The sequence below is a fragment of the Bacteroides sp. RTP31139st1_H2_RTP31139_211217 genome (assembly GCF_040227615.1).
GTDB lineage: Bacteria > Bacteroidota > Bacteroidia > Bacteroidales > Bacteroidaceae > Bacteroides > Bacteroides uniformis.
This window is the reverse complement of the sequence record NZ_JBCNZM010000146.1, coordinates 1-12,126: the sequence shown is the minus strand read 5'-3', so window position 1 is coordinate 12,126 and position 12,126 is coordinate 1. Positions and strand designations below refer to the sequence as shown.

At 46.8% G+C, this 12,126-nt stretch carries 10 protein-coding genes; 9 read left to right on the top strand and 1 reads right to left on the bottom strand.

The window, feature by feature from the left end; genetic code table 11:
* From ABUA47_RS19010 to ABUA47_RS18985, 6 genes are all read left to right on the top strand, one after another.
* On the top strand, positions 1-618 hold a 618-nt coding region (locus ABUA47_RS19010), incomplete at its 5' end, for a PCMD domain-containing protein (RefSeq protein WP_349831897.1).
* A gap of 25 nt (positions 619-643) precedes the next feature.
* The gene (locus ABUA47_RS19005) at positions 644-1,426 is read left to right on the top strand and encodes a porin family protein (protein WP_005827800.1); all 783 of its coding nucleotides are present in this window, start codon (positions 644-646) and stop codon (positions 1,424-1,426) included.
* Between the two features lie 93 nt (positions 1,427-1,519).
* Entirely contained in the window at positions 1,520-2,953 is a 1,434-nt protein-coding gene (locus tag ABUA47_RS19000) for an efflux transporter outer membrane subunit (protein ID WP_117887844.1), read from the top strand.
* Positions 2,954-2,978: 25 nt separating this feature from the next.
* On the top strand, positions 2,979-4,082 hold the full coding sequence (locus tag ABUA47_RS18995) for an efflux RND transporter periplasmic adaptor subunit (protein ID WP_005827796.1): 1,104 nt from the start codon (positions 2,979-2,981) through the stop codon (positions 4,080-4,082).
* 25 nt (positions 4,083-4,107) lie between these two features.
* Entirely contained in the window at positions 4,108-7,221 is a 3,114-nt protein-coding gene (locus tag ABUA47_RS18990; protein ID WP_005827794.1) for an efflux RND transporter permease subunit, read from the top strand.
* A 137-nt stretch (positions 7,222-7,358) separates the two neighbouring features.
* Positions 7,359-8,249 carry a CblA family class A beta-lactamase gene (locus ABUA47_RS18985; RefSeq protein WP_005827792.1) on the top strand — a complete coding sequence of 297 codons (891 nt, stop codon included), beginning with the start codon at positions 7,359-7,361 and terminating at the stop codon, positions 8,247-8,249.
* Between the two features lie 30 nt (positions 8,250-8,279).
* On the opposite strand, the gene ABUA47_RS18980 is transcribed toward ABUA47_RS18985, so the two are convergent.
* Entirely contained in the window at positions 8,280-8,729 is a 450-nt protein-coding gene (locus tag ABUA47_RS18980) for a type I restriction enzyme HsdR N-terminal domain-containing protein (protein ID WP_005827787.1), read from the bottom strand.
* A gap of 64 nt (positions 8,730-8,793) precedes the next feature.
* Between ABUA47_RS18980 and ABUA47_RS18975 the strand changes: the two genes are divergently transcribed.
* The 3 genes from ABUA47_RS18975 (at position 8,794) to ABUA47_RS18965 (ending at position 12,002) form a co-directional block, all read left to right on the top strand.
* Complete coding sequence (locus ABUA47_RS18975) at positions 8,794-9,570, top strand: AMP nucleosidase (protein ID WP_005827785.1); 777 nt, start codon at positions 8,794-8,796, stop codon at positions 9,568-9,570.
* 41 nt (positions 9,571-9,611) lie between these two features.
* Positions 9,612-10,631 (top strand): DNA polymerase III subunit delta, encoded by a 1,020-nt coding sequence (holA, locus tag ABUA47_RS18970; RefSeq protein ID WP_005837183.1) that lies wholly within the window; start codon positions 9,612-9,614, stop codon positions 10,629-10,631.
* Between the two features lie 909 nt (positions 10,632-11,540).
* Positions 11,541-12,002, top strand: a complete 462-nt coding sequence (locus ABUA47_RS18965) for a helix-turn-helix domain-containing protein (RefSeq protein WP_005827779.1) — start codon at positions 11,541-11,543, stop codon at positions 12,000-12,002.
* The last annotated feature ends 124 nt before the right edge of the window (positions 12,003-12,126 follow it).

Below are 12,126 nucleotides of genomic sequence, written 5' to 3'. Positions count from 1 at the left end.
TGTATAAGAGACAGATATGACAATGGTAAAAACGGAAAGTGTGCCAAATTAGAAACTCGGCTTACCGGCTCTCTGGGAGCAATGGTAGGTATGCCGATAGCTGCTGGAAATTTGTTTATCGGTGAGTTTGATATGACGAATGCTCTCACCAGCCCATTGAAAGCCACACATTTCGGCACTCCTTTCTGTTATAAGCCCTCACGTCTAAAAGGTTGGTACAAGTACAAAGCCGGTGAACGTTTTTATGAAAACGGTGGATACACCGACCGTAAAGATGTGATGAACATCTATGCAATCTTTTATGAAGGCGAAAGTTACAACGAAGCAGGAGAAGTTACGGAAGTAATATTGGATGGAAATCTGCCAAACCAGAACTATGAACATCCCAGTATGGTAGCTTTAGCTCTAATATCCAATCCCCACGAAACCGATGATTGGGAAGCTTTCGACATTCCTTTTGACTATCAGAGATATGGAAAAGAAATAGATGAAACCAAACTGGCAAAAGGAAAATATAAACTAAGTATCATTTTTGCATCCAGCAAGAACGGTGCAACTTTCGAGTGTGCGCCCGGAAGTACCCTTTTAGTGGATGATGTGGAACTGATTTTCGAATAAGAACCCTGTAGAATTGGAATACAACATGATAAAGAAAATAGTAGCATTTATCGCATTGGCAGTTTACATGCAAACCGCCCTATACGCTCAAGAGAATCAGAATCGTACGCTTATAAACGCTGCCCTGCACGGATGGGAATATGAGATAAGGGCCGGTGTCAGCATCGGTGGTACTTCCCCGCTTCCATTGCCCGTAGAAATACGGAGTATCGATGCCTACAATCCTACTTTAGCTCTTATGCTGGAAGGAAATGCCATCAAGTGGTTAGGAAAAACTAAAAAATGGGGAGTAATAACCGGGGTAAGACTGGAAACCAAAAATATGATTACCAAAGCGACAGTAAAGAACTATGGCATGGAAATCATAGGAAATGACGGTAACCGCTTGAAAGGTAACTGGACGGGAGGAGTAAAAACCAAAGTACGCAATGCCTACATTACTGTCCCCGTACTTGGAGCATATAAAATCAACTCACGATTGCGAGCCAAAGCAGGTGCATATGTATCCTACCTGATGGATGAGGAATTCTCCGGATATGTATATGAAGGTTATCTGCGTGAAGGTAATCCTACCGGAAAGAAAGTCAACTTCTCCGACGGTGCCATTGCCACTTACGACTTTTCGGATGATTTGCGCAAGTTTGCCTGGGGCGTGCAAGCTGGTGTAGACTGGCGTGCCTTCAAACATCTGAGTGTATTTGCCGACCTTACATGGGGATTGAATGATATTTTCAAGAAAGATTTCAATACAATTACCTTTGCCATGTATCCCATCTACTTGAATGTGGGTTTCGGGTATGCCTTCTAAGATACTCGGGTATACCGAGTAAATACTCATAAACAAATAAAGGTTTAGGTTGTTATCAATCCCATAAAAAGATAACCACCTAAACCTTTATTTATGAATATAAAAGCTTGGAGCACCGCGTTGCTCATATTATGCCTATGTCCTGCGGCTATGGCACAGAAAGCCAACCGCTATCTTGAGAAACCACTCCCACAAGGCTGGGGAAAGGATGTCTCCCATGCCATTCCCGGAGATGACAATCTGTTCAGCAGACAGATACCACCCATTGACGACAAGTGGTGGAAAGCCTTCGATGACCCGATGCTGGATTCATTGATTACGGTAGCCTCCACTCAAAACTATTCCGTACTTTCTGCCATGGCCCGTATGGATATGGCTAAATCCAACCTGCGGATAGAACGCGGCAGCTTTTTCCCTTCCATCTCATTGGACGGAGGATGGGCACGGCAGCAAAGCAGCGGCAATGTCAACGCACTTCCGCAATCCATTACCGGTGCATACAGTGCCTCGCTCAACGCCAGTTGGGAGCTGGACGTATTCGGAAGTATCCGCCAACGGGTAAAGGCACAGCGGGAAACCTTCATGGCAAGCAAGGAGGAATATACCTCTGTCATGGTATCCCTCTGTGCCCAGATAGCTTCTGCCTACATCGGACTCCGCGAACTGCAGCAAGAGCTAAGTGTAGTGACCCACAATTGCCATACCCAGGCAGCCGTACTTAACATTACCGAAGTACGCTACAAAACCGGACTGGTGTCCAAACTGGACGTTTCACAAGCCAAATCCGTATATTACAGTACCAAAGCCTCCATCCCACAACTGGAGGCAGGCATCAACCAATACATCACGACGCTCGCAATCTTACTCGGTACTTACCCCCAGCATATCCGCCCCATATTGGAGAAGCCCGGCAAACTGCCCGACTATATGGAACCCATAGGCATCGGTGTTCCTGCCGACCTGCTGCTCCGCCGCCCCGATATACGGCAAGCCGAACGCCAAGTCAACGCGCAGGCGGCAACACTCGGCGCATCTCAAAGTGACTGGCTGCCGCAAGTGTTCCTAAAAGGTTCCATCGGCTATTCCTCCCATGACTTGAAGGACTTGACTAAACGGAACAGTATGACGTTTGAAATTGCTCCAAGCATCAGCTGGACCTTATTCAGCGGTACCAAACTGGTGAATGCCACCCGTCTGGCACGTGCCCAGCTCGATGAATCCATTCACCAGTTCAACCAGACAGTGCTTACCGCCGTGCAGGAAACGGATAATGCCATGAACTCCTATCGCAACTCCATCCAACAGATTGTTGCCATGCGCGAAGTATGCAACCAGGGAGAAGAAACTCTGAAACTCTCCCTCGATTTGTACAAACAAGGACTTACTCCCTTCCAGAACGTACTGGACGCACTACGCTCACTCCTGACATACGAAAATCAGCTGGTGCAGGCACAAGGCAGCTCCTTGCTGCATCTGATAGCCTTATACCAGGCATTGGGAGGTGGATATGAAATGAATCAGAAATAAGAATATAAACTAAACCGAACCGTATATGAAAAATCAAATGTACATCACCCTGCTCATCCTGCCATTGCTGGCAACGGGATGCGGGGGAAGGAAAGAAACGGCACAAACGATGCCCGTTCCCGAGATAAGCGTGGCCCGTCCGACAGTGCAGAACATTACGCTGACGAAAGAATATCCGGGCTACCTGACTTCTGAAAAGACCGTAGACCTGGTAGGCAGAGTCAGCGGAACCTTACAGACCATCGCTTACGCTCCCGGCAGCCGGGTACGCCAGGGACAAGTACTTTTTGTCATCGAACCGACAGTCTATCAAGACAATGTGCGGCAGGCAGAAGCAGAACTCAACACTGCCCGCGCCAACCTGGAATACGCCCAAAACAACTACACACGTATGCAGGAAGCCATGAAAAGCGATGCTGTAAGCCGTATACAAGTGCTGCAAGCACAATCCAACGTGGCAACTTCGCAGGCTGCAGTGAGCAATGCGGAAGCAGCCCTGAACACAGCACGCACCAATCTGAGCTACTGCACCGTCCGTGCTCCCTTCGACGGCACCGTAAGCCGTAACCTGGTGGATGCCGGAGGCTATGTAGGCGGCAGCGTGCAGCCCGTCACATTGGCAACCATCTACAAAGACGACCATTTGTACACCTACTTCAATGTGGCAGACAACCAATGGCTCTCCATGCTGATGCAGCAGGGAGACAGTATCCCCCGGCAAGTGAGTGTCAGCCTGGGTAAAGACGAACTCCTCACTTATCCCGCACAGCTGGACTATCTTTCGCCCAACGTAGACTTGAACACCGGAACTTTGAACATCCGCGCCCGTCTCGACAACCCTAAAGGACTGTTGAAAAGCGGCCTCTACGTCAGCATCACCTTGCCCTACGGAGAGCAACAGCAGGCCATCCTGCTGCCGGACGCCTCCATCGGTACCGACCAGTTGGGGAAATACATATACGTAGTCAACGATTCGAATATAGTGCGCTACCGCCATATAGAAACCGGACAACTGATAGGGGACAGCCTGCGCCAGATAAGGGCAGGCATCACTCCCCGGGAGCGCTACGTCACCAAAGCACTGATGAAGGTAAGGGATGGAATGAAAGTACATCCCATTGACAACTAATATGAATTGATTAATACCAAAGCCTATGTTTTCAAAATTCTTCATAGACCGTCCTATCTTTGCTACCGTATTGGCGCTGCTCATCGTCGTAGCAGGACTGGTCACACTGGGCATCCTGCCCATTGCCCAATATCCGGACATCACACCACCCACCGTGCAGGTCAGTGCCGTATATCCCGGAGCCAATGCGCAGACGGTGGCACAAACCGTCGGCATCCCCATCGAGCAGCAAGTCAACGGAGTGGACGGAATGCTTTACATGTCCTCCAACTCCAGCTCATCGGGCGCTTACTCTCTTACCATTACTTTTGCCGTAGGCACAGACATTGATATGGCTACCGTGCAGGTCCAGAACCGGGTAAGCGTGGCCCAGTCGTCACTGCCTACTCCCGTTGTGGTGCAAGGCGTCACTGTGCAGAAACAGTCATCGAACATCGTGATGTTCCTCACGATGACGTCGGACAGCAAAGACTACGACGGACTTTACCTCAGCAACTATGCCAAGCTGAATCTCGTAGACCAGTTAACACGCGTGCCCGGTGTAGGCGCCGTCAATGTGATGGGAGCAGGGGACTACTCCATGCGTATCTGGCTCGACCCTGCCGCCATGCGCATCCGCTATCTTTCGCCGGCCGATGTATACCAAGCTATCCAATCACAGAATGTGGAGGTCAGCGCAGGTAACGTAGGGCAACCCATCGGCACAGACAATAAAAATGCCTATCAATACAGCCTGACCGTAAAAGGGCGCCTTACCTCACCCGAAGAGTTCGGCAACATTATCCTGCGTACCGAAACCGGAGGGAAGATACTCCGTCTGCGCGACGTGGCGCATATCGACCTGGGCTCGGCCTCTTACAGCGTAGTATCCCAACTGGACGGGAAACCCACCGCTGCCATCGCTATCTATCAGCAACCTGGCAGCAACTCGCTGGACGTTTCCAAAGGAGTAAAGGCAAAAATGCAGGAACTCTCGCAAAATTTCCCTGCAGGCATACAATACAATGTAACCCTGGACACTACGGATGTCATTCATGCTTCCATAGACGAAGTGATGGTGACGTTCCTTGAAACAACCCTGCTGGTAGTTCTCGTCATCTTCCTGTTCCTGCAGAACTGGCGGGCGGTCGTCATTCCCTGCATCACTATTCCGGTATCACTCATCGGCACACTGGCCGTCATGTCCTTGTTCGGCTTCTCCATCAATACGCTGACACTATTCGGACTGATACTTGCCGTGGCCATCGTGGTAGATGATGCCATTGTGGTGGTGGAGAACTCCACGCGTCTGCTGGACACGGGGCGCTACACCTCCCGCCAGGCTGTGACCGAAGCGATGGGAGAGATTACCGGCCCCATTGTCGGGGTAGTGCTGGTGCTGCTTGCCGTATTTATCCCGACAACACTCGTCAGCGGCATATCAGGACAACTGTATAAACAGTTTGCCTTGACCATTGCAGCCAGCACCGTACTTAGCGGATTCAACTCATTGACCCTTACTCCGGCACTCTGTGCCTTGATGCTGCAACCTACCCGGCCTTCCAAAAATCCCCTATATCGGGGGTTCAACCATCTGTACGACAAGACACAAGGAGTCTACGACCGGATAGTGGAGTACCTGCTCCAACGCCCTGTCGCTTCCATCGTTTCATATGCGGTTTTCACATTGATTGCTGTCCTGCTGTTTGTCAAATGGCCGTCCACATTTGTTCCGGAAGAAGATGACGGCTATTTCCTCGCAGTGGTACAGCTTCCCCCTGCATCGAGCCTGGAGCGCACCCAAGCCGTAGGAAAGCAGATAAATAAGATTCTCGATTCTTACCCCGAAATAAAGGACTACATCGGCATATCCGGCTTCTCCGTGATGGGAGGTGGAGAGCAAAGCAATGCGGCCACTTACTTCATCGTACTGAAAAACTGGAATGAACGCAAGGGAAAGGAACATACGGCTGAAGCCGTAGTACAGCGCTTCAATATGGAAGTATATGGCATCCAGGAAGCAGAGATATTTGCCATGGTCCCGCCTGCCATCCCCGGACTGGGAGCTACCGGAGGCCTGCAACTCCAATTGGAAGACCGCCACAACCTCGGCGCCACCGAGATGCAGCGTGCTGTAGAGACCTTGATGGAGCATTACCGCAATTATCCGGCACTGGCATCGGTCAGCAGCCAGTACCAAGCCAATGTACCGCAATATTTTTTGAATATAGACCGCGACAAGGTACAGTTGATGGGTATCCCGCTGAACAGTGTATTCACCGCCTTGGGTTACTATATGGGGGAGGCCTACGTCAACGACTATGTACAGTTCGGACACATCTACCAAGTGAAATTGGGGGCGGGCGACCGTGCCCAGCGTGTCATCGACGATGTTCTGAAATTGAGCGTTCCCAATGCATCGGGAGAAATGGTACCTTTCTCTTCCTTCACCCGGGTGGAAGAGCAGTTAGGCATGGACCAGATAAACAGATATAACATGTACTCCACAGCAGCCGTGACCTGCAATGTGGCTCCGGGCAGTAGTTCGGGAGAGGGTATCCGGCAAATGGAAAGTCTAATCAAAGAGCATCTCGGAGACGAGTTCGGCTATGAATGGACTTCGGTAGCCTATCAGGAGACGCAGGCGGGAACCACGACGACTGTCGTATTCGTCATGGCACTGCTGGTTGCCTTCCTTGTACTCGCCGCACAATACGAAAGCTGGACCAGTCCGGTAGCTGCCGTAATGGGACTTCCGGTTGCACTGCTCGGTGCCATGCTGGGATGCTATGTCATGGGGACTCCGGTCAGCATCTACACACAAATTGGAATCATTCTGCTTGTCGCCTTGTCTGCCAAAAACGGTATTCTGATTGTGGAGTTTGCACGTGACTTTCGTGCACAAGGCAATTCAATCCGCGATGCGGCATTCCAGGCCGGACATATCCGCCTGCGACCTATTCTGATGACATCGCTTGCATTCGTATTCGGGGTTATGCCGCTGCTTTTTGCAACCGGAGCAGGGGCGGGAAGCCGTATTGCACTGGGAGCCGCCGTAGTGTTCGGTATGGCACTGAATACCTTGCTTGCCACGGTCTATATTCCTAATTTCTACGAATTGATGCAGAAGTTGCAGGAGAAGTTCAGTAAGAAACAATAGGGAGGATGAGCTACAAGTTATGGATTATGGGTTATAGGCTATCACACTTATAGCTCATAATCCATAACTCATTTTAGCAACTTGCTGCTAAAAGTTGTATCTTTGCGTGCGAATTGCCTCTTAAAGAAATTGAAGTTATGAAAGCATATTTCATCGCCATACTTACCTTATTCACTTGTATAGCTACCGTCGTCCGGGCGCAGCAAATGTCTGAACTTGAAAACCGGATTGACAGTCTGCTCAATGGCAAGAAAGCCACCGTTGGTATAGCCGTATGGACAGACAAAGGAGACATGCTCCGGTATAACGACCATGTACACTTCCCCTTGCTCAGTGTATTCAAATTCCATGTGGCACTGGCCGTACTGGACAAGATGGATAAGCAAAGCATCAGTCTGGACAGCATTGTTTCCATAAAGGCATCCCAAATGCCGCCCAATACCTACAGCCCCCTGCGGAAGAAGTTTCCCGACCAGGATTTCACGATTACGCTTAGGGAACTGATGCAATACAGCATTTCCCAAAGCGACAACAATGCCTGCGACATCTTGATAGAATATGCAGGAGGCATCAAACATATCAATGACTATATCCACCGGTTGAGTATCGACTCCTTCAACCTCTCGGAAACAGAAGACGGCATGCACTCCAGCTTCGAGGCTGTATACCGCAACTGGAGTACTCCTTCCGCTATGGTCCGACTACTGAGAACGGCTGATGAAAAAGAGTTGTTCTCCAACAAGGAGCTGAAAGACTTCTTGTGGCAGACCATGATAGATACTGAAACCGGTGCCAACAAACTGAAAGGTATGTTGCCAGCCAAAACCGTAGTAGGACACAAGACCGGCTCTTCCGACCGCAATGCCGACGGTATGAAAACTGCAGATAATGATGCCGGCCTCGTTATCCTTCCCGACGGCCGGAAATACTACATTGCCGCCTTCGTCATGGACTCATACGAGACGGATGAGGACAATGCGAACATCATCGCCCGCATATCACGCATGGTATATGATGCGATGAGATGAGAGAGGCAAGGGGGCTATTGGTTGCTCCTCCTATAAGTTTTGATACTCGGGTATATCCTGCAGAAAAGTATAGCTGTTGTGCTCGTAATCTATGCGGCAACAATAATGCTGAAGCCCGTTGCTGACAATCAGATAATCCACTTTCAGCACCATGTTGTAGCGGGTAATCTGGTCGAAAACCTTTTGGGTGATTTCTATTTCAGGCGCCTTGTATTCCACAATCATCCGGGCGGTAAGGTCGCGTCGATAGAGCACTGTATCACAGCGTTTCTTTGTACCGTTCAGCTGTACCTGCACCTCATTTGCCATAAGCGCCTGCGGATACCCCTTGTGAGCAAGAAGAAAGTGGACGAAGTGCTGCCGCACCCATTCTTCAGGGGTCAAGGCGACATAACGACGACGGATTACATCGAAAATAACATTTTTTCCGTTCCTTGCGGCAATTTTAGCATCGAATGCTGGTAGGTTTAACGATAACATTTACTACATTTGTAAGTTAAATAATGGTTCCCGTCTTTTGGGAACACAAATTTAATGAAATCTTATGAAAACAAAAGAAGAAATCGTAGCCAATTGGCTGCCCCGTTACACAAAGCGTAACCTGGAGGATTTTGGAGAGTACATTCTGTTGACCAACTTCAACAAGTACGTAGAGATTTTCGCAGAAAAGTTCAATGTTCCCATTCTCGGTAAAGATGCCAACATGATATCTGCCAGTGCAGAAGGAATGACCATCATTAATTTTGGTATGGGAAGTCCTAATGCCGCCATTATCATGGACTTGCTGAGTGCTATCAAGCCCAAGGCATGTCTGTTTCTGGGTAAGTGCGGCGGTATAGACAAGAAAAATAGAATAGGGGACCTCATCCTTCCCATTGCCGCCATCCGTGGCGAGGGTACCTCCAACGACTACTTCCCACCTGAAGTCCCGTCACTCCCGGCATTTATGCTGCAACGTGCCGTTTCTTCTGCCATCCGCGATTATGCCCGTGACTACTGGACCGGTACCGTATACACCACCAACCGCCGCATTTGGGAACATGACGAGGAATTCAAAGAATATCTGAAGAAAACCCGTGCCATGGCTGTCGATATGGAAACGGCAACCCTATTCAGCTGCGGTTTTGCCAATCATATTCCCACGGGAGCTCTTCTGCTGGTTTCAGACCAACCGATGATTCCGGAAGGTGTAAAAACCGATAAAAGCGACAATCTGGTGACCCAGAATTATGTAAAGGAGCATGTTGAAATCGGCATCGCATCCTTGCGCATGATTATTGATGAAAAGAAAACCGTAAAACACTTGAAGTTCGACTGGTAATCCGTTACGGGACATCCCTCGTATAGCACTTACTTTATTATATGGCAAAACAAGAAACAACCTGTGATGATATTCTAAAAGAGTTGAGAGCCAAGCAATACCGCCCCGTCTACTATCTCATGGGCGAGGAATCGTATTACATAGACCTCATCTCCGACTATATTGTAGACAACGTTCTCACTGACACCGAAAAGGAATTCAACCTGACCGTAGTCTATGGTGCAGATGTCGATATAGCCACTGTCATCAATGCGGCCAAGCGCTATCCGATGATGTCCGAACGCCAGGTCGTAGTCGTAAAGGAAGCGCAGGCCATCCGCAACATGGAGGAGCTTTCATACTACCTGCAAAAACCGTTGAACTCCACCATTCTTGTTCTATGCCACAAACATGGGGTGCTGGACAGAAGAAAGAAGCTGGCGGCCGAAATAGAGAAGGTGGGAGTTCTATTCGAATCCAAGAAGGTGAAGGATGCCCAGTTACCGGCATTCATCACCTCATACATGAAGCGCAAAGGTGTAGACTTGGATCCTAAAGCCACCTCCATGCTTGCCGATTTCGTAGGTACGGACCTCAGCCGCCTTACAGGAGAACTGGAAAAACTGATTATAACTCTTCCAAAAGGTCAGACACGCGTCACCCCCGAACAGATAGAACGTAACATCGGAATCAGTAAGGATTATAATAACTTTGAACTTCGCAGTGCCATTGTAGAAAAAGACATACTAAAGGCCAATAAAATAATAAAATATTTTGAAGAAAATCCGAAAACAAACCCTATCCAGATGACTTTATCTTTACTTTTCGGCTTCTTCTCCAACTTGATGTTGGCTTATTATGCACCCGAAAAGACGGAGCAGGGTATTGCCAGTTTCATAGGATTAAAGACTCCCTGGCAGTCGCGCGAATACCTAAGTGCCATGCGCCGTTACAGCGGAGTAAAGACCATGCAGATAATCGGAGAAATTCGATATGCAGATGCCAAATCCAAAGGAGTAGGAAATTCCTCCCTAAGCGATGGAGATATCCTCCGGGAATTGGTCTTTAAGATTCTACATTAACTTCCATACAGCATACTTTTCCATAAAAAGGGAAAAGCATAAAACAGACTGATTTGATATCATTATGTCATTTTTAGGGGGATTTATCCCCCTTTTTTCTATTTCGGCCCTTAGCATAGACAGTAAAATAGGAGATAATAATCATATTTACAGCAAATTACGTTCATTTATAAGCTCTGAGAATCGTGTTTTTATAACTAATCGACCAATTATACAGAAATAAAGCAAGGATTTAAGTCTTGAAGACTAGAAAATAAATAAAGCATCTTATTTTCTTATTTATGTCACATCTTTTCTCCTTTAGTAAAAAGAAGAGATGGAGCAATTCAGCTTTAAATCGTCATATATGAAATCTGTTACACTTTTCAAGAGTACAATAGTTGTAATACACAACTAGGATAATTGACTATTGTGAATTTAATACATTACATAAATATCTATATGACGGGTGTACTATAACATATGTGATATTATATTTGAAAACACAAATGTAATAAGTAATATTTAATATCGCAAACTGATGGTTTACAAAAATAATAGAGTAGGGGTTAACCCATGTAATTATAATCGATAAATATGTATATATCAATTATATACGATAATTAATCAAATCATTAAATTATATATTATATAAAATGAGCGACAAACAAATGTAATACAGCATTTACCATCAAAAAATAACTATATAATATGCTAATAATTAGACAAATATATTATTTTATTAAACTTACGATAAACACCTATTTTACTCGTAATTTGTATTATAGCATTTGTAATGATGAATATTGTAATAATAACATTTCATCTGTAAACTTTAAAATATCACATTTTTAATTTGCTTTTGTGATGTCGTTTTTTTACTTTTGTAATCCAATAAATAACATGTACAATTGTAATAACACATAAACCATGAGTATAAAAGACAGGTTCAAAATGGTTATGGACCGGGAGAAACTGACAGCAGGAGCTTTTGCCGAGAGTATCGGCGTGGCCCAAGCCACCATTTCTCACATCTTGGGTCCGCGTAACAAATATCCAAGTACGGAAGTCATTCTCCGATTGCATCAACGATACAACGACATAAACTTGGAGTGGCTGCTTACCGGAAAAGGTAATATGAGTAATAATCCGGATTCACCCGAAAACGATGGATTCGACTATCCTTTATTCGCCGAGAATCCGGAAAATCTGTCCAACGGGCCGGAAGAATCTAAAAATCGCAAGGAAATTGCATTAGAGACAGCCCTAAAATCGCCTAAAGAGATTGTAAAACAAGAGATTATCTACAAAGAAAGACCTCCCAGAAAAATCACAGAAATAAGAATTTTCTTTGATGACAATACCTACGAGACTTTCAAACCGGAAAATTAAGGAATGAGAATGGAAATAGACTAACGCCCCGGCATAAAAAAGAAACGGGTTCATTTTATTCTGCACTCGGTTTACACTATCTTTGCACCCGAAAGAAAAACATCCCTCTTTATAGATATGAAAA

Excerpts from the sequence above, each read along its gene's own strand:
- ABUA47_RS19005 (WP_005827800.1), top strand. The coding sequence starts at position 644 with ATGATAAAGAAAATAGTAGCATTTATCGCATTGGCAGTTTACATGCAA.
- ABUA47_RS19000 (WP_117887844.1), top strand. The coding sequence starts at position 1,520 with ATGAATATAAAAGCTTGGAGCACCGCGTTGCTCATATTATGCCTATGT.
- ABUA47_RS18995 (WP_005827796.1), top strand. The coding sequence starts at position 2,979 with ATGAAAAATCAAATGTACATCACCCTGCTCATCCTGCCATTGCTGGCA.
- ABUA47_RS18990 (WP_005827794.1), top strand. The coding sequence starts at position 4,108 with ATGTTTTCAAAATTCTTCATAGACCGTCCTATCTTTGCTACCGTATTG.
- ABUA47_RS18985 (WP_005827792.1), top strand. The coding sequence starts at position 7,359 with ATGAAAGCATATTTCATCGCCATACTTACCTTATTCACTTGTATAGCT.
- ABUA47_RS18980 (WP_005827787.1), bottom strand. The coding sequence starts at position 8,729 with ATGTTATCGTTAAACCTACCAGCATTCGATGCTAAAATTGCCGCAAGG.
- ABUA47_RS18975 (WP_005827785.1), top strand. The coding sequence starts at position 8,794 with ATGAAAACAAAAGAAGAAATCGTAGCCAATTGGCTGCCCCGTTACACA.
- holA (WP_005837183.1), top strand. The coding sequence starts at position 9,612 with ATGGCAAAACAAGAAACAACCTGTGATGATATTCTAAAAGAGTTGAGA.
- ABUA47_RS18965 (WP_005827779.1), top strand. The coding sequence starts at position 11,541 with ATGAGTATAAAAGACAGGTTCAAAATGGTTATGGACCGGGAGAAACTG.